The organism is Microbulbifer sp. ALW1 (genome assembly GCF_009903625.1).
GTDB lineage: Bacteria > Pseudomonadota > Gammaproteobacteria > Pseudomonadales > Cellvibrionaceae > Microbulbifer.
Genome location: NZ_CP047569.1, coordinates 884,629 through 902,766, shown reverse-complemented (window position 1 = coordinate 902,766; position 18,138 = coordinate 884,629). Strand labels below are relative to the sequence as shown.

The 18,138-nt window shown below is 59.7% G+C and carries 19 protein-coding genes; 14 read left to right on the top strand and 5 right to left on the bottom strand.

Features of this window, described 5'->3' with window-relative positions:
• Positions 1-12: 12 nt before the first annotated feature.
• The 8 genes from GRX76_RS03685 to GRX76_RS03650 all read left to right on the top strand — a co-directional run bounded on the left by GRX76_RS03685 (position 13) and on the right by GRX76_RS03650 (position 8,869).
• Complete coding sequence (locus GRX76_RS03685) at positions 13-801, top strand: RDD family protein (protein WP_160152075.1); 789 nt, start codon at positions 13-15, stop codon at positions 799-801.
• Positions 798-1,796 (top strand): stage II sporulation protein M, encoded by a 999-nt coding sequence (locus tag GRX76_RS03680; protein WP_160152074.1) that lies wholly within the window; start codon positions 798-800, stop codon positions 1,794-1,796. Before GRX76_RS03685 ends, GRX76_RS03680 begins: the two co-directional genes overlap by 4 nt.
• Positions 1,793-3,430 (top strand): DUF4129 domain-containing protein, encoded by a 1,638-nt coding sequence (locus GRX76_RS03675; protein ID WP_160152073.1) that lies wholly within the window; start codon positions 1,793-1,795, stop codon positions 3,428-3,430. Before GRX76_RS03680 ends, GRX76_RS03675 begins: the two co-directional genes overlap by 4 nt.
• Positions 3,427-4,794 (top strand): DUF4350 domain-containing protein, encoded by a 1,368-nt coding sequence (locus tag GRX76_RS03670; RefSeq protein ID WP_160152072.1) that lies wholly within the window; start codon positions 3,427-3,429, stop codon positions 4,792-4,794. The genes GRX76_RS03675 and GRX76_RS03670 overlap by 4 nt, the downstream gene beginning before the upstream one ends.
• On the top strand, positions 4,791-5,819 hold the full coding sequence (locus GRX76_RS03665) for a MoxR family ATPase (RefSeq protein ID WP_160152071.1): 1,029 nt from the start codon (positions 4,791-4,793) through the stop codon (positions 5,817-5,819). The genes GRX76_RS03670 and GRX76_RS03665 overlap by 4 nt, the downstream gene beginning before the upstream one ends.
• Positions 5,816-7,144, top strand: coding sequence for a DUF58 domain-containing protein (locus tag GRX76_RS03660; protein ID WP_160152070.1), 1,329 nt, complete (start codon positions 5,816-5,818; stop codon positions 7,142-7,144). Before GRX76_RS03665 ends, GRX76_RS03660 begins: the two co-directional genes overlap by 4 nt.
• 38 nt (positions 7,145-7,182) lie before the next feature.
• A complete protein-coding gene (locus GRX76_RS03655) occupies positions 7,183-7,656 on the top strand; it encodes a hypothetical protein (protein WP_160152069.1) in 474 nt (157 codons plus the stop codon).
• 118 nt (positions 7,657-7,774) lie between these two features.
• Positions 7,775-8,869 (top strand): hypothetical protein, encoded by a 1,095-nt coding sequence (locus GRX76_RS03650; RefSeq protein WP_160152068.1) that lies wholly within the window; start codon positions 7,775-7,777, stop codon positions 8,867-8,869.
• Between the two features lie 69 nt (positions 8,870-8,938).
• Here GRX76_RS03650 and GRX76_RS03645 read toward each other — a convergent pair whose 3' ends face one another.
• The 5 genes from GRX76_RS03645 to cysK form a co-directional block, all read right to left on the bottom strand.
• Positions 8,939-9,523: an outer membrane protein gene (locus GRX76_RS03645; RefSeq protein WP_160152067.1), complete on the bottom strand. Its 585-nt coding sequence runs from the start codon at positions 9,521-9,523 to the stop codon at positions 8,939-8,941.
• A 105-nt stretch (positions 9,524-9,628) separates the two neighbouring features.
• Positions 9,629-9,904, bottom strand: a complete 276-nt coding sequence (locus tag GRX76_RS03640; RefSeq protein ID WP_160152066.1) for a type II toxin-antitoxin system HicB family antitoxin — start codon at positions 9,902-9,904, stop codon at positions 9,629-9,631.
• Positions 9,905-10,152: 248 nt separating this feature from the next.
• Positions 10,153-10,443, bottom strand: a complete 291-nt coding sequence (locus GRX76_RS03635; RefSeq protein WP_160152065.1) for a hypothetical protein — start codon at positions 10,441-10,443, stop codon at positions 10,153-10,155.
• 117 nt (positions 10,444-10,560) lie between these two features.
• A complete protein-coding gene (cysQ, locus tag GRX76_RS03630; RefSeq protein WP_160152064.1) occupies positions 10,561-11,397 on the bottom strand; it encodes a 3'(2'),5'-bisphosphate nucleotidase CysQ in 837 nt (278 codons plus the stop codon).
• 235 nt (positions 11,398-11,632) lie between these two features.
• Positions 11,633-12,550 carry a cysteine synthase A gene (cysK, locus tag GRX76_RS03625; RefSeq protein ID WP_160152063.1) on the bottom strand — a complete coding sequence of 306 codons (918 nt, stop codon included), beginning with the start codon at positions 12,548-12,550 and terminating at the stop codon, positions 11,633-11,635.
• Between the two features lie 145 nt (positions 12,551-12,695).
• Here cysK and GRX76_RS03620 point away from each other — a divergent pair, with 145 nt between their 5' ends.
• The 6 genes from GRX76_RS03620 to hslO all read left to right on the top strand — a co-directional run bounded on the left by GRX76_RS03620 (position 12,696) and on the right by hslO (position 18,137).
• Entirely contained in the window at positions 12,696-13,403 is a 708-nt protein-coding gene (locus tag GRX76_RS03620; protein WP_236250535.1) for a lysoplasmalogenase, read from the top strand.
• An 83-nt stretch (positions 13,404-13,486) separates the two neighbouring features.
• Positions 13,487-14,143 carry a GMP/IMP nucleotidase gene (gene yrfG, locus GRX76_RS03615; protein ID WP_160152062.1) on the top strand — a complete coding sequence of 219 codons (657 nt, stop codon included), beginning with the start codon at positions 13,487-13,489 and terminating at the stop codon, positions 14,141-14,143.
• Between the two features lie 196 nt (positions 14,144-14,339).
• Positions 14,340-14,720, top strand: coding sequence for an RNA-binding S4 domain-containing protein (locus GRX76_RS03610; RefSeq protein ID WP_160152061.1), 381 nt, complete (start codon positions 14,340-14,342; stop codon positions 14,718-14,720).
• A gap of 350 nt (positions 14,721-15,070) precedes the next feature.
• Complete coding sequence (locus tag GRX76_RS03605) at positions 15,071-16,600, top strand: serine protease (protein WP_160152060.1); 1,530 nt, start codon at positions 15,071-15,073, stop codon at positions 16,598-16,600.
• 41 nt (positions 16,601-16,641) lie between these two features.
• Positions 16,642-17,118: a DUF4124 domain-containing protein gene (locus GRX76_RS03600; protein WP_160152059.1), complete on the top strand. Its 477-nt coding sequence runs from the start codon at positions 16,642-16,644 to the stop codon at positions 17,116-17,118.
• Positions 17,119-17,258: 140 nt separating this feature from the next.
• Positions 17,259-18,137, top strand: coding sequence for an Hsp33 family molecular chaperone HslO (gene hslO, locus GRX76_RS03595; protein WP_160152058.1), 879 nt, complete (start codon positions 17,259-17,261; stop codon positions 18,135-18,137).
• Position 18,138 lies beyond the last annotated feature (1 nt).

Sequence of the window (18,138 nt, the reverse complement as noted above, 5' to 3'; positions counted from 1 at the left end):
GTACACACCCCCATGCAAAACCATTCCTTTTCCAGCCCACCACAAGATTCCGCCGACAGCCCCGGGCTCGACACCCTGTACGAGATTGAAACCCCAGAGGGCATCGACCTGACCGCCCAGGTGGCCGGACCAGTGCCGCGCATCCTCGCCTACGCGGTGGACCTTTTCTATCGCACGCTGGTGCTGCTGGTGCTGGGTATTGCCCTGGCGTTTGCCGGCAAGGCGGGCGTCGGTTTCTGGCTGCTGGGTTCTTTTTTGCTGGAGTGGTTCTACCCGGTCATTTTTGAAGTGTTCCGCGGCGGGCAAACCCCGGGCAAGCGGGCATTTTCCCTGGCGGTGGTGAACGATAACCTGACCCCGATTACCTGGGGCGCTTCCATCATGCGCAACCTGTTGCGCTTTGCGGATTTTCTTCCCTTCGGTTATTGCGCCGGTATTCTCAGCATGTCCTGCAGTCGCCACTTTCAAAGACTGGGCGATTTTGCCGCGGGTACCATCGTCATCTACCGCGAACAACCCGCGACGGCCGCAGAGCTACCCAAAGTGGCACCAGCGCCACCACCGCGCGGGCTGCGCACCGCGGATCAGCAGGCCATAGTCAGCCTCACCGAACGCAGCCGCGAACTGAGCCTGGCGCGCCAACAAGAACTCGCAGACCTGCTACAGCCGATTACCGGCAAAGACTGCGAGGCAGGGCTTAAACAGTTGCACGCGATCGGTCGCTGGCTGCTGGGTGCCAGAGACTCCGGAAGCGACACACCACAGCAGAAAAACCAGCACAATAAAACGGATCGCCCATGAAGCAGCGGGACTTTGAGCAGCGCCATCAGGAGCAGTGGCTACAGCTGGAAAACTGGCTCGCAGGCTATGAAAAAAATACCGTGCAGCATGGCGCGGCGCTGCAAGATCTCCCGGCCAGTTATCGCCGCCTGTGTCAGCAGCTGGCGGTCGCCAAGGAGCGTCATTACACCAGTAATCTGGTGACGCGACTGAATCAACTGGTGATGCAGTGCCACCAGCGTATTTACCAACAGAAATCCATTTCCAGAAATCGCTGGTTGGAATTTCTGTTCGCCGGTTTCCCCCGCGCGCTGCGGGAACAGGCGCGCTTTGTATGGCTGGCTTGTGGGCTTTTCCTGGCCCCGGCACTGGTGATGGGGCTGGGCAGCTACTGGAATGACGCACTGATTTACGCGGTCATGTCCCCGGAGCAGGTCATGCAAATCGAATCCATGTACGACCCCGCCAACCGCGTGCTGGGCCGCGAGCGGGGTTCCGACTCGGACCTGCTGATGTTCGGCTTTTATATCAAGAACAATATCGGCATCGCCTTCCGCACCTTCGCCTCCGGCATTCTGTTTGGCCTGGGTTCGATTTTTTTCCTGGTATTCAACGGCATTTATCTCGGCGCGGTATTCGGGCATATCACCCGGGTCGGTTTTGTCACCACTTTCTATCCGTTCGTGATTGGCCACGGCGCCTTCGAATTGACAGCCATTGTGTTCGCCGGCGCCGCCGGGCTGCTGCTGGGACATTCGCTGGTTAACCCCGGCAACCGGAGCCGGCGACAGGCACTGCGGGAAGCCGGTCGCGAGGCGATGAAAATCATGTACGGCACTTTCCTGATGCTGGTGATCGCCGCGTTTCTCGAGGCTTTCTGGTCGTCCAGCACCCAGGTTAGTATCGCGGTAAAACTGGCGGTGGGCGCTTTCTTCTGGCTCATCGTAATAAGCTACTGCCTGCTCGCCGGTCGCAATCAGACACCAAGCGCAACCGCCACCGGAGGTCCACTGTGAACCTCGATCGCCTCGCGGTACATGCGCGTCTGCGCTCCAACTGGGAATCCGTGGATCTCGGCATACTGCTGGCCCGTCGCCACTGGCTGCAAATGGCCATCCTGTGGCTGCTGCCCGCCGCCGCCATATTCCTGCTACTCGCCCTGTTGTTTCCCGACAGTCCCAATTGGGTAGCCACCTTCCTGTGGTGGCTGAAACCAATGTTCGAGCGCTTGCCACTGCTTGTGCTCAGCCGCGCGCTCTTCGCCGAGCACATTGGCTACCGTCAGGCTCTGGGATTGTTTCGCCGCGCCAACGGCCGCGACTGGTTTTCCTGGCTGAGCTGGCGCCGCCTCAGTTTTACCCGCAGTTTCGATATGCCGGTTACGGTACTGGAGAATTCCACCGGCAAAGCGCGCACTACACGCCTCGCCCTGCTACATCGCAAAACCGCCAGCACCGCCAGCTGGCTGCATATTGTCGGTGCCCATATCGAAATGATTCTGATACTCGGTCTGGCGGCACTCTTTTATCTGCTGATACCGGAGCAACTGGAAATCGACTGGCTGCCAATCCTGAGCCAACAGGACCCTATTTACAGCTGGATTGCCAATGGCTCTACCCTGCTGATCATGGCTGCGGTAGCGCCTTTCTATATCGGCGGTGGTTTCATGCTCTACATCGGCCGCCGGGTAGACCTGGAAGCCTGGGATATCGAAATCCACTTTCGCAAAATGCGCGCCCGACTCGACAGCAAAAAACATGCGGCGACGGACAAGTCCCGCGCCCATGACAAACCCACCGTTGGTGCGGCCACCGCGCTTGTGTGCGCGGTTATCCTGGGCAGCGCCGCACTCATGGGCACTCCGCAACCGGCGCTCGCCGACCCAGTCACGCCCGCCCAGGCCCAGGAATTGATCGACGAAACCCTGGCCGAAGAAGCCTTTCACCAAACGGAGAGTGTCAGCGGCTGGCGCCTGAAGGAATTTGAATCCCGGGAATACCGCTTCCCGGAGTGGATGATTGCGTTTATCGAGTTTTTGGAAGGTCTTGGCGAAGACGACGACGAACTAGAAGCGGACACCGAAACCGACAGCGCCATAGGACCGCTGCTTGCCGGGATCATTGAAGTGCTACTCTGGGCCATCGCCGCAACGCTGGTGCTTTACCTGTTGTGGCAATTCCGAAACACCATTCGCCGCGGTATCGGCTTCAGGCCGCGAAAAAAGGCGGGTTCAACACAACAGCGCCCGCAAACCCTGTTTGGGCTGGACGTACGCAGTGAAAGCCTGCCGGATGATGTCACCGCCGAGGTGCTGAATCTGTGGCACGGCGGTGCCCAGCGGGAAGCCCTGGGGTTATTGTACCGGGCCAGCCTGTCCCATCTGATTTCCCATTTTGAATGCGATTTTCAGGATCACTTTACCGAAGCGGAATGCGCGCAGCTGGTGCGGGAAGAGGCAGAGCAGGATGCGCGCCTGCAGCCGGCACTGGTGCAATTCTTTGGCCTGCTGACCGCCACCTGGCAGCAACAGGCCTACGCCCATCGCCCGCCGGCCAGTACAAAACTGGAATCTCTCTGCGATCAGTGGCAAAGCGTGTTTTCACCGCGGAATATTCCCGCTGCGCAGAATGATGGGAGGGCAACGTCGTGAAGCTTGGACGCATCGCCATCGCCTGGGTGCTGTTGCTGCTGGCGGCCGCCGCGACACTGTTTCTGTTTTTCTTCGAGCGTTATACCGAAGAGCTGGATCGGGGATTTGGCCCCGAGGCCCGGCGCAATCCTTACCTGGCCGCCGAGCAATTTCTTACCCGGGTAGGGATTCGTTACCGGCGCGCCGACAATATTGCCGCGGCGAGCGCCCTGGGAGACAACGATATCCTGTTCCTCACCAGCTCCAGCCAGATCTACAACGCCAGCCGCGGCCAGGAGCTGTTGGGCTGGATAGAGCAGGGCGGTCAGGCCATTGTCATCGCCCACGGCAGCGATGCGGACAACGAACAGGATTACCTGCTGGATATGCTCGGGCTGGAAATAGCCCGCGGCGAAATGGATCTTTATTTCAACCAGCAGGTGCGTGAAGTCTTCGGCGATGAAATCACTGAGATAGAAATCAAAAAAACCAGTGACATGATGCGCGATCACAACCGCAAATTGGCGGAGCGCGAGCAGAAAAAGGAAAAAGAACAGGAAGACGAGGAGGCAGCAGACTCTGCCGAGGAATCCGCGCAAGAAAACATCGAACCCCGCAACCCGGACATAGACCCGGAGCGACTGATCAATCTCACCAGCGACAGCGGCGCCAGCTACGCGCTGTTTTTTGACACCGCTAAAGTGTTCACCCACGAAATGATGAATGGTGAATACACCGATACGCAGGTCGAAGGTAACCGACTGCACTGGGTTCCGTTCCAGAGAAACACCACACAATCCCCGCTGGTGCACTACGAGTACGGACGCGGCCGCCTGACCCTGATGGCCGACGGCGGCCTTTGGCGCAACCACCGTATCGGCGATTTCGATCACGCCTATTTTCTCGCGCATCTCGTGGGTGAGCGAGAGCTGGTGATGATCACCCGTCCCCACTTTGATGACCTGGGCACCCTGGCCCAGCGCTATGCGCTGGAGTTTTTTGTTGCCGGCCTGCTGGCGCTGATGGCCTGGATTGCCAATCGTAGCCGCCGCTTCGGACCGATGACACCGGCACCTGCCAGTGAGCGCCGCTCACTGTTGGAGCACATTCGCGCCTGCGGTCATTTTTACTGGCGCAACGACCGCGCCGAGCAGCTGTTCGAAAAAGCCCGCGCGCCCCTGCTGCAGAAGCTCAGCGGCCAGCCGGCGCATATGGCCCAGCAGTTACCGCCAGAAAAACAGCGTCAGATCGCCGAGTCCGTCGCCGAGCGCAGCGGACTTGGCCGTGACGACATCTACACGGTGCTGTGGGCATCGCCCCCCCACAGCGAAGAAGACTTTACCGCGCGACTGCGCAGCATTCAGATTATCGAGGCCGCCCTATGAGTGAATCCACCCTGGACCAGAACCCGGTCACCACCAACAACGATACTCAGCACCAGGCGCAAGCCGACAGCCGCTGGCAACAAGCCAGTGCGCGGGTGAATCAACTGCGGGAGCAGATCAACCAGGTGGTGATTGGCCAGCAGGCGGTGGTCGATCAGGTGCTGATTGCCCTGCTCGCCGGCGGTCACGTGCTGCTGGAAGGTGTTCCCGGCCTCGGTAAAACCCTGCTGGTGCGGAGCCTGGCGCGGGGTTTTGGCGGCGACTTCCGCCGTATCCAGTTCACCCCGGACCTGATGCCCGCGGATGTCACCGGCCACGCCATCTACCATGCGGCGGAGAGCCGTTTTGAGGTGCGCCGCGGGCCGGTGTTCACCAACCTGCTGCTGGCGGACGAGATCAACCGCGCCCCGGCCAAAACCCAGGCGGCGTTGCTGGAAGTGATGCAGGAGCAGCAGGTCACCATCGACGGTGAAACCCACCGCACCCCGCGGCCGTTTATGGTGCTTGCCACCCAGAACCCCATCGAGCAGGAAGGTACCTACCCGCTGCCGGAAGCGGAACTGGACCGTTTCCTGCTCAAGGTACTGATCGACTTCCCCTCCCAGCAGGCGGAAGAGCAACTGGCGGCCGCTGCCAGCAGCGGACGCATTGAACAAAAGCTGCAGCATGGGGTGCAGGCAGTCTTCGACGCGGAACAACTGCAGCAGCTGCAGGCGCTGATTCCCCAGGTCCAGGTGGACCAGCAGGTACTCAGTTACGCCGTGCGCCTGGTGCGCGCCACCCGCGAATCCTCCCAGCTGCGCCGCAGCGCCGGCCCCCGCGCCAGTATCGGCCTGATGCTGGCGGGGCGTGCCCACGCGTTGATGCAGGGTCGCGAGTTTGTACTGCCGGACGACATCAAGGCCATGGCCATTCCGGTGATGCGCCACCGGGTGGCGGTGTCACCGGATATGGAAATCGACGGCGAAACCGCCGATTCAGTGCTGGCGCAGATCATTGAATCCGTGGAGGCACCGCGGCTGTGAAGCCCTCTCCGTTACTGATCCGGTTGTTGCTGATTGCCTGCGCCAGCGCACTGGCGGTCAGCGCCGCGCGTATCTGGTGGCCGGGTATCGCCGGCGGCATCGCCAAGCTGTGGTGGACCGGGCTGGCGCTATTGACCCTGGCGGCCCTGCTGGATTTTGCCACCGGCCGCCACTGTCGCGGCCTCAGCGGCCGCCGCGAGCACCCGGGCAACCTGGCACTGGGAGTCGATGAGGCGATACAGCTGACCCTGTTCAACGGCGGCAGCAGGCCCCTGTCCCTGCAGGTCACCGATCAGGTACCCGCTGAGCTGCGCTGGGCCGGGCTGCCGGTGCGGATGCAACTGAACCCCCAGCAGGAAATCGTTACCCACTACACCGCCACGCCGGTGCGGCGCGGCCTCGCCGCCTTCGGTTACATCGAAGTACTCGCCAGCTCGCCCTGGAACCTGTGGCAGCGCAAGGTGCTGCTGGGGGAAAACCAGGACGCCAAGATATATCCGAACTTCCTCGGTATCTCCTCGCTACAGGCACTGTCTACGGAACAGACACTGCGCTACATGGGGGTTCATCAGCAGCAGCGCCGGGGCGAGGGACTGGATTTCCGCCAGCTGCGGGAATACCGCCGCGGCGACAGCCAGCGGCAGATCGACTGGCGTGCCAGTGCGCGCATGCAAAAGCTGATCAGCCGCGAATACCAGGACGAGCGCGACCAGGAGATTATTTTCCTGCTGGACTGCGGCCGCCGTATGCGCGCCCGCGACGGCGATCTCAGCCATTTCGACCACGCCCTCAATGCCCTGTTGCTGTCTGCCTATGTGGCCATTCGCCAGGGGGATGCCGTGGGCCTGCAGTGTTTTGCCGGCAGCCACAGCAGTCTGCCGCCGGTAAAAGGCGAGGGCAGTATCAACCTGTTGCTGAACCACGTGTACGACCTGCACTCAGGCACCGCCCACAGTGACTACACCGCTGCCGCCGAGCAACTGCTGGCCCGCCAGCAGCGGCGCGCACTGGTGATACTGCTCACCAATGTGCGCGACGAAGACAGTGAAGACCTCACCGCCGCAGTACAGCAGCTTTCTCGCCATCACCTGGTGATGGTGGCCTGCCTGCGGGAACGTGCCCTGGATGAATTGCTGGAAGCGCCGGTTGTGGATTTTGACGCGGCATTAATGCACAGCGCGGGGAAAGATTTTGTGCAGCGCCGCGGCCGGCTGCTGCAGGAATTAAAGGCCCGCAATACCATTCTTGCGGATGCCCTGCCATCGGAGATGCATATGTCGCTGGTGGAAACTTACTGGCAACTGAAACGCAGTGGTAAGCTGTAATACCTGCTGACCGTTACCGAGAGAAAAGTAACGCCCTTGTGAAACAGAGCCCGGCACCGCTGATACCGCTGACACAGTCCCACCGCAAGCCACTGCCTCCATGGTTGGCAGTGGTATTGCTGGGTTTGTTCCTCAGTGTGCGCGGGCTGGTACCTGCGGGCTTTATGCCCGCACCGGTTGCCGGCGGCTCTCTGTACGCTTTGTGTCACGGCGACAGCCGCAGTGCCCTGCTGCTCAACCTGCTCTCGCCCCCGGTCGCAGACGCCCACCTTCACCACCACGGCGGGCCCGCGGCACCCGCCGGCCACGACCACGACACCGCTACCGCCAAAAATTTTGCCGAAAGCCACTGTACTTTTTCTGCAGCCGGCAGCACGGCAATTGCCAACAACACAGCACTACCCGACTTCGCCACTCGACTCTGGCTGGCACGACCACCAGAAACAAGAGGCGAGCGATATACCCCCGATTACTTCACCCCTCCCGGGCGCGCACCACCCGCCATTTCCTGACGACGTCTCTCAAAGCAATTGAACTTCCTGCCGAAGCCGGCAGGGCGTTGGCTTGTGCGCGCCCGTATCTATCTGCGGTCTGCGGCGGCGCCAAGCGTTCATCATTCAGGAAACAACCATGTATAGCTTCAATGTAAAAAAACTGTCCGTCGCGCTGATCGTGATCTCCCCAATGATTGCGAAAGCGCACGATGTCGAATCGCCCTCTTTTCTGCCAGAGAGCCACGCGCCCGCCGGCGTAATGAGCGACCACCTGCACAAACAAGGTGAGTGGATGGTTGGTTATCGATTTATGCGCGAGAATTTTTCCGGCCTCTATTACGGCTCAGAAAAAGTGACCGGTGCCGAACTGAATGCTGCGGGCTATTCCATGCAGCCCCGCAGTATGGCCATGGAAATGCACATGCTGGATATCATGTACGCGGTGAGTGACAACCTCACCCTCATGCTGATGCCACAGACCATGTCCATGGACATGACCATGAAGATGACCGAAGGTAGCCATATGCATGGCGATATGGCCATGGATGGCATGGGAGCAATGGGAGAAATGAGCACTGCGGAGGAGGCTAAGCCAGCCATGCACGCCAGCCACAGTCACGGTACCAGTGGCATCGGCGATACGGTCTTCGCCGGGCTTTTCCGCCTTGCCGACACCAGTGGCTACAAGCTACACACCACCCTGGGGATCAGCGCCCCCACCGGGGACGTGGACCTGAAAAACACCGACGGCACCTTTACCCACTACGGTATGCAGCTGGGCAGCGGGACCTGGGATTTTATGCCGTCGATTACCTATTCCAGCGGTCGCGAGCGGTTGAGCTGGGGCGCCCAGGCCAGCGCGCGATTGCCGATGGAGGATAAAAACGATTCAGGGTTCCGTTTTGGCGAGCGCTACGCAGCCACCGCCTGGAGTGCCTACCGCCTGACAAACTGGCTAAGTCTCTCCAGCCGCCTTTCATATACCAAACAACTGGACATCAACGGCCACTACAATGGCCCGCACAATCACTCCAGCCCTGCGGACCTACAGAAAAATTACGGTGGGGAATTCGTGGATGCTGCAGTGGGTGCCAACATGGTGCCACAAGGCGGTGCACTCGCCGGTGTGCGCTTGGGGCTTGAATGGAGCTCCCGTGTGTCCGGTCACTATAACGGCTATCAGTTGGGTCGAGATGATGGGCTCAATATGAGTCTGTCTTACGCATTCTGATTGAAGCAAATGGAATCAGGCCCTAACCGGGCCTGATTCACTGCTAACAGCGGGTCATTTCGCTGCGGATTAAAAGCGGTAGGCAAAGTTTACCGTCAGGGTACGCAGGTGTCCCAAATCAAAACGCACATCGGAGACGCCATCGTTGAATCGAATTTTGGTGTCGATATCGTTGTAGTTGTATTCGATGGACGTATCGAAATCCTCGGTCCACTTGTAGCGATAACCGACACCCGCATTCCAGTAGTTGTCGTTTCCGTCATCGAATACATCGTAGATCACGTCGTGCTTTTCAATGGTATCCAGCTCAAACTCACCGTAGTTCCAGCCCACCATCCAGTAGAGACACTGCACATCGCAGGTCACCGTGAAATCCACCTTGGCGCCAATGCCCCACTGGTCCACCGAAACACTGCCGTCGTCAAATCCGGTGTAGCGTAATTCCACCTGCCAGATTCCCGCGGCAGGGGTCACGCCGATACTGGCGTAACCGGCAAAGTCCTGTTCGTCATTGATCTGCAATTCGCCCACGCCCAGGCCGAGTGTACCCACTACGCGATATTCGCCATTACAGTAGCCATCAATAGGGTTGTTCCACTGGGCCATGGCCGCACTGGATGCCAACAGGGCCAGAAGAAAAATCACACCTTTCATTGTCACCGTCCTTGGTTCAGAAATCATTGCTCAGTGAAAGTCTTTATGCGGCAATCCCAGCAGCAAAATCCGTTGCGCATTTTCGGTCAGCGTCCAGCTGAGCTGTTAAGAGCGCGGGCTCATTGCATTACTTTCAATGTCGATAATCGCCCAGACACCACCGACAAAAGCGGGGTTTTTTCGCAGCTTTTCCAGGTCGCCCGGTTGCGGCGGTGGATCACCGGCGGCCCTTAATTCATCCAGCCGTTCAACGATGGTTTCCGCCATTTTCTGCAGAGCAGTTTCCAGGGTATCGCCGTGGCAATGGCAGTGGGGGAGATCCGGCGCTATGGCACCGTAACCGGCAAATTCGATGTTATGGACTACGACCGGATAGCGCATGGGACTTTCTCTTTTAAGTTAACTTTTATCCCACCAAGCGTAGACCCAAATGTTGCAAGTTGAACAAAATTCTCAACAAAGAAAATATTTACGCGACGACAGCCGGGAAACCTGCGCCGCCGGCGAAATAATTTCCGAACACTCGCAAAATACGCGCACAAAAAATTCCCCCGGGCCGCAAAGCTCGGGGGAATTTTTCTTGAATGAATGTTTTCTGCGGCAAGCCAGCCGGCTTGCCGGTATCGATATCAGCGGGGGATTCGCCCGAGTAGCGCGCGGCGGGAAAAAATCATTTCTCGATAGGTCTGGCGCAACGACAGGTCCACCGCTTCCTCAGCGCCCTGCAATTCGTCCAGCTGCCGCGCCAACCAGGTAATCTCAACCTGCAGGCGATGACGCAACTGGCGGGTTTCTGTTTCACTGATATTCACGTGATGGCAGACCTGCGCCCCGTAGGCACCGCTGCGGGCGCTCGAATGGCCGCCGAAATGCCCGGAGGCATGACCGGAAGAATGTGCACCGTGATCGAATGAAGTCATCGCTTTACCTCGCATGCGGGACCCAGCCGGCTGTCGCATAAAGCAACACAACAACCGGCCGATAAGGTAAAGCCTAGACCAGAATTATCCGCCCGTGCGGATTAGCGGCCTCGGGAGTCAGGCAAGCAGCAGCGACTTCCAATCGAAGGATTGGTCACCGATAACGTAAAAGAAGGGATTCAGCAGCTCGTCTTTCTGGTTGTAGCGCAGCAGCTCGAATTTGTCGTCCACCACAATACCCCCAGCAGCCTCTACCACCGCCTGGGCCGCCGCCGTATCCCACTCGCAGGTCAGCGCCAGACGCGGATAGAGATCCGCCGCACCTTCCGCCACCAGGCACAGTTTCAGCGAACTGCCCATATTCTTCAGGCCAGTCTCACCCAGGCTGCTTTCGATGCGCTCCAGCAGCGCGTCTACCGCACCGGCGCCGTGGCTGCGGCTGGCAACCACCTCGATGGGCGACTTGCTGTCCAGACGCGGCTGCATTGCACGCACCGCAATCGCCTTCTCACCACTGGCATCCTGCTTGATCGCCCCCAGAGACTTGGCGCCCGCATAGGTAATATCCAGCACCGGCACATGCACCACCCCCAGTACCGGCTCACCCTTCTCGATCAGGGCTACATTGACCGTGAACTCACCGTTGCGACGGATGAATTCCTTGGTGCCGTCCAATGGGTCGATGATCCAGTAGCGATCCCACTGGCTGCGCACATCATAAGAGGGCATCTCTCCTTCTTCGGAAAGTACTGGCACACCGTCGAGCAGTTCCGCCAGTGCCGGCGCGAGAATCTTGTGCGCCGCGAGATCCGCCGCAGTGACCGGAGAGTCGTCGGACTTGGTATCCACTTCCAGTTCGCCGCTGGCGTTGTACACCTCGAGGATCGCCTTGCCGGCTTTGGCCGAGATGTCGATGACCTGATCCAGTAGCGCCCTGTTTACAACCTTGTCCATGATTCCCCCAAGTACGAATAGTTATGCAAATTAAGCGGGGGATTATACGCAGGCTAAGCCCGCATTTCTGTTTATAGGTTGAGGTTAGATACGAAGGTGGCGATAGCGGGTACACCCTTTGGAGACCGTCTGCGGCCAGGACGGCCGCAGCCGAGCCCCCATGGATGGGTATACGGCGTGTCTCCAAAGGGTGTACCCGCTAGCGTCACCGCCACCGGGCTATCCCCATGGAAAGTCAGGCCGAGAATAAATCTTCAATAGAAAGGTAGCGCTCCCCAGTGTCGTAGCTGAACACCAGCACCCGGCTGCCGGGAGCCAGCTCCTGCTCACGCTGCTTCAGCGCCGCCAGCGACGCCCCGGAAGAGATACCCACAAAAATCCCCTCCTTCAGCGCACACAGCCGGGCCATCTCAAAACTGTCCTCTTCAGACACCGGAATAGTGCCATCCAGAATGCCCTTGTTCAGCACCTCCGGCACAAAGCCCGCGCCGATGCCCTGCAACCGATGCATCCCCTTCTCCTTGCCGGCAATCACCTGAGACTTCTCCGGCTCCACCGCAAACACCTTCAGGTCCTGCATGGACGCCTTCAGTACCTCACCACATCCCGTGATATGGCCACCAGTGCCGACACCGGTAATCAGGTAATCCAATCCCTCTGGAAAATCCGCCAGAATCTCCTTCGCCGTGGTATTCCTGTGCGCCGTCACATTGGCCGGGTTCATAAACTGCTGGGGCATCCAGCTGTTCTCGTGCTGCGCCAGAATCTCCTCCGCCTTGGCAATCGCGCCCGGCATACCATTCTCTTTCGGCGTCAGCACCAGCTCGGCACCCATGGCCTTCATAATTTTGCGGCGTTCCACCGACATCGACTCCGGCATCGTCAGAATCAGCCGGTAACCCTTCACCGCCGCCACCATCGCCAGCCCGATACCGGTATTGCCCGAGGTCGGCTCCACAATCACCCCACCGGGTTTGAGCGCACCGGACTTCTCCGCATCCTCGATCATGCCCAGGGCAATCCGGTCCTTGATACTGCTGCCGGGATTGAACCGCTCCACCTTCATCCACACCTCGATATCGTCCCGGAACAGGTGGTTGATCCGAACATGGGGGGTATTGCCGATGGTTTCGAGGATATTGTTGGCCTTCATCTGTCACTCCCTGCAAAAGATGTCTGGTGAATTATCAGGCAGTCGATTGAACCGCCTGCGGCTTTCGCGAATACTCGGGCAAGAATACTCTGCTCGCGCAAAAATAGAAAAAACCAAAAGCATAAGAAAACCGGAGCCTTCGATCATGTCCAATTCCGCGATGACCACCGACATACCCGCCAATCCACCCCGGGAAGCACAGGCCTCCAGCCTGCGCCCGGCACTGATCATCTTCGCCCTCAGCGGTGCCCTCTACATGCTGCTGGATGCTGCGAATGCCGAGGGACTGTGGATGGCCGCACTCAAGATAGTGCCCATCGCTACCCTGTTGTGGCTGGCCGCCAGCTCCCTCGTGGGCACTGGCCGCACCCTGGCCCTGGTGGCACTGGGCTTTTCCGCGACCGGGGATGTCTTGCTGGCCATCGATTTTCCCAACCACTTTATCTTCGGTCTCGGCGCCTTTCTGCTGGCGCAACTGACCTACGCGGTCACCTTTGGCCGCCGGGCGCATTTCAGTCTGTGCCTGGCCGGGCGCGCCTTTGCGATTCTGGTGGCGGCGGGCATGCTCGCGGCACAGGTAGTACCCGCCGCCGGCGACCTGGCACTGCCGGTGAGCTTCTACATAGTGGCCATTGTGACCATGGCATTGTGCGCCGCCGCCTACCGCGGTGGCTCTTCGCTGCTGTTCGGCGGCGCCCTGACGTTTATGGCGTCGGACGCGCTGATCGCGATCAACCGTTTTGTCGAGCCGGTGGCCCTGGCAGGCACCTGGATCATGCTGACCTATTATCTGGCCCAGGCACTGCTGGTTTGCGGCCTGATCCGCGCAGAATTGGCGGCGCGGGCGGCTTGAGGGCATAATGACCGGCCAATTTTTGTGCAACCCGGCCGTGCAGTGCGGCCGCGCGCGCCCTCAAGGGTAAGTCAGAGGTAAACATGCTGGACTGGAGCCGGATTGATACGGTGCTGCTGGATATGGACGGCACCCTGTTGGATCTGCACTACGACAACCATTTCTGGATGGAGCACCTGCCGCTGCGCTATGCGGAGGCCAATGGCATTTCGGTGCCGGAGGCGCAGGCGCTGGTGATCCGCATGACCGATGAGTTGCGTGGCACTCTGGACTGGTACTGCCTGCACTACTGGTCGGATGCCCTGAAGCTGGATGTGCCCGCGATTTACCGCGAGATCGAAGATCGCATCGCGTTGCGCCCGCACACGGATAATTTCTTGCGCAGCCTGCGCACTATGCAAAAGCGCGCACTGCTGGTGACCAATGCCCACCCGGACGGTTTGAATCACAAGCTGGAAATCACCGGCATCGACCAGTGGCTGGACGAGATAGTGTCCTCCCACGACCTGGGCCACGCCAAGGAGAGCAGCCTCTTCTGGCATTCCCTGCAGGAGCGCCAACCGTTTGATCCCGAGCGCACACTGTTTGTGGATGACAACCTGCATGTACTCGGTGCGGCGCGGGATTACGGCATCGCAAATCTACTGTGTATTCGCCAGCCGGACAGCAAAAACCCTGCCCGTGAGATTACCGAATTTCCGGCGATTCACGACTTTGACGAGATACTCTGGTCTCCGTAGTTTCTCAGCTCGTGCTCCGGTCTTACCGTCAGTGGCGGCCGGGCACCGGGTAAGGGTTTTCAGGACCGCTGTGAACCCATCCCTGGGCGCTTCGGCGCAAACATCCTGTTTGCGACGCTCCTGAAAACCCTTACCCGCCGCCCAGCCTTCGCATTAAGTTTTTCGCTTCGTAGCTTTAGTGGTTCTGAATTTTTTGATGGAAAAAGTACGTATTGATAAGTGGCTCTGGGCCGCCCGTTTTTTCAAAACTCGCAGCATCGCCAAACAGGCCATCGAAGGCGGCAAGGTGCACGCCGAAGGCCAGCGGGTGAAAGCCAGTAAAGAAATCACCACCGGTACCCTGCTAACCATTCGCCAGGGTTGGGATGAAAAAGTGGTTGAAGTCATCGCGCTTTCCGACCAGCGCCGCGGCGCCGACATTGCGCAGACGCTCTACCGGGAAACCGAAGACAGTGTTGCAAAACGGGAGCAGTTCACCGCGGATCGCAAGGCCAATAATGCGGTCATAACCAACGAGCGCCCGAACAAGAAGCAACGCCGGCAGATTCACAGATTTATCCGTGAATCTCAGGATTGAGGACTCGCGTTCTTCCAACTTACAAAGCACGAAAGTCAGAAATGAAGGCCGAATGCCTTGTGCTCTTGGATTTGAGCGGCACAACCATGGGAGAAGGCATCGATACCGGGTGCGGTCTTGCGAGACCGTCTGCGGCCAGGACGGCCGCAGACGAGCCCCCATGGATGGGTTTACGGCGTGTCTCGCAAGACCGCACCCGGTAGCGATGCCGCCACTGTGAGAGTTAAGTAAGCGCAACCCGGCCGCCTCAAAAGGCAAAACAGAGCGCCCTCTGAACCGGGCCCCAAAAGAGCAAACAAAAGCCAAAGTGCTAAACTGCCCCCAAACCAACGAATAAACACGACGCCGCAATGAAACAACTGCTGACCTTCTGCCTGCTGATCCTGTGCTTCTCGCAAGCCGCCAATGCCGACAACCGCGAGCGGGAGCAGCTCAAGCGCTCGATCATCAAGATCTACACCACCGCCGCCGCCCCCGACTACTTCAACCCCTGGGCCCTGCTCAACGCCCAGCAACTGTCCGGCTCCGGCGCCGTCATCAAAGGTCAGCAAATACTCACCAACGCCCACGTCGTTGCCAACGGCAGCTTTATCCAGGTACAGCGCCACGGCGACGCGCAGAAATTCCGCGCGCGGGTCAAATTCGTCTCCCACGATGCCGACCTCGCCCTGCTTACCGTCGACGACGAAGAATTCTTTGACGACACCCAGCCACTGGCCTTCGGCAAACTCCCCGAGCTGCAGGAAGAGGTCACCGTCTACGGCTACCCCATCGGCGGCAAATCCCTCTCCATTACCCGCGGCGTCCTCTCCCGGGTGGAACACCAGTACTACGCCCACGCCGAAAGCTACCTGATGGCCGGCCAGATTGATGCCGCCATCAACCCCGGTAACAGCGGTGGGCCGGTGATTTCCAACGGCAAGATCGTTGGTGTCGCCATGCAGACCAACAACAGCAACGGTGCCGAAAACCTGGGTTACTTCGTGCCCCCGAGCGTCATCAGCCACGTACTGGAAGATGCCAAAGACGGCGTGCACCAGGGCTTCCCCGAGCTGGGCGCGGTTACCCAGAGCCTGGAGAGCCCGTCCATGAAAGCCGCCGCCGGTCTTACCGAAGATCAGGAAGGTGCGCTGATCGTGCAGGTATTTGAGGATGCGCCCGCCGCCCAGGTGCTGCAGGCCGGCGACGTGCTGTTGCAGGTGGATGGCTTTGACGTGGCCGCGGACCGCACCATCGAGTGGCGTGAAAACCAGCGCACCAACTACCACTATGCGGTGGATCACTACCACGTGGGCGACCAGTTGCCGGTGCGCTTCTCCCGCGATGGCGAGATCCACAACGCCAAGATCACCCTGGCCGCGACCCCACCCTCGCGCTCCCTGGTACAGGGCGAAAAGTTCGACCAGCGCCCGCGCTACTACATCTACGGCGGTGTGGTGTTCGTGCCCCTGAACATGAACCTGATCAAGCGCTGGGGTAACAACTGGCACTCCAAAGCGCCCATCGAGTACCTCTATGCGCGCAACCAGTGGTCCGCCCCGGAGCAGCGCGAGCTGGTGGTGGCGCTCAAGGTATTGCCGGCGCCGGTGAACCTCGGTTACCACGACTGGAAAAACTGGATCATTGAGTCCGTCAACGGCGAGAAGATTCGCGACTTTCAGCAGTTCTCACAGCTGATGGAGTCCAATGAACAGGGCTTTGTCGAGCTGAAAGACAGCTCCGGTTACCGTATGGTGCTGGACTCCGCCGCTGCACTGGAGCAACAGCCCTTCATTCTGCAGACCTACCAGATTCCCGAGCGCCACTCACAAGGTCTGTTCAGCACCCTGGCCGATAGCGACAACCAGGATGCGGATCTCGGGCAGGTTCAGGTAAATTAGGCGTGTAATCACCCTCTAGATAGCTCAACGGGAGACTGGGAATGGCTGCCGCGATATCCACGACACGCTATACCTTCCTGTTGCTCGCCCGGTTGCTGGCGGGGTTCGTGCTGGTCTTCAGCACCAGCGCTTCCAGCGCCGACGGGCTCTACCGCTGGGTAGACGCGGACGGCAAGGTACACTTTGGCGACCGGCCACCACTTGAAGCCAAGGTGGAATCCCTGGACGGCAAGCTGAAGCCGGTCAACGGCGCCACCCCCACCCGCCGGGAAGACTATCCCGACCCCAAACGCGCCGAGGATATCGAGCGCGAATACGCCCAGCGCACCCAATCGCAACAGGCAGAAGCCTGGCGCCAGCAACAGCAGGCCTGCGCCCAGGCCCGCCGACAGCTGCAAATCCTCAAGGGCCCGGTCTATTTCGTGGATGAAAACGGCGAGCGCTCAACCATCAGCGAGCGCCAGCGGCAGATAGAAGCCAAGAAGCTGGAAGACCGGGTTCGCCAGCACTGCGGTTGAGGCGCTCCCAACACTCGACGGTCACAGGCCGCAACCATCTCCCAGCCGCAGCGCCTATCATAAACAGCCTCGCGGGCATCGAATTTAGCGTCCACAAGCCCTAAAATCGCCACCCTCAAATTTCAGCGAGGCGCTTTGCTATGTCGGATCAGTTGGAACGCTTTATCTTTTCCAAGCACGATGTCCGCGGCCAATTGGTCACTCTCACCGATGCCTATCGGGAAGTACTCGAGCACAACCAGTTACCAATGCCGGTTCAGCGTCTGCTGGGTGAATTTCTCGCCGCCGCCTGCCTGCTTTCCACCACTCTCAAATTTGAAGGCATCCTGATGCTGCAGGCCCGCGGTGAGGGCGATGTGCCCTTGCTGGTGGCGGAGTGCACCCACCACAGCGATGTGCGCGGCCTGGCGCGGGTCGCGGAAGGGGCCGAGATCAAGGAGGGCGCCACCCTGCGGGAGCTGGTGGGCAACCGCGGCGCACTGGTGATTACCGTGGACCCCCAGGAGGGCGAGCGCTACCAGGGCATAGTGCCGCTGGAGAAAGACACCCTGGCGGAATGCCTGGAAGATTACTTTACCCAGTCCGAGCAGCTGCAAACCCGCTTCTGGATCGAATCCAGCCCGGATACCGTGGGCGGTATCATGCTGCAGGTACTACCGGGCAATAACGCCGCCAGCCCGGAGGAAAACGAAGATGCCTGGGAAACCGGGGTGCACCTGGCTTCCACCGTCACCGCCGAGGAGCTGCACAGCCTGCCCCACGACGAGCTGCTGGTGCGCCTGTTCCACCAGCTGGAGCCGGCGAGCCTGGGCACCGCCAATATCCGCTTCAAGTGCAGCTGCTCCCCCGAACGCAGCGCCCGCGCGCTGATCGCCATGGGCCCGGAAGACGTTTACCAGTTGCTGGAGGAGCAGGGCGGTGAAATCACCGCGGACTGCCAGTTCTGCAACCGCACCTACCGCTTCGATCGCGACAAGATCGAAGACCTGTTCAACGCCCCGCCGCACACCCTTCACTGAA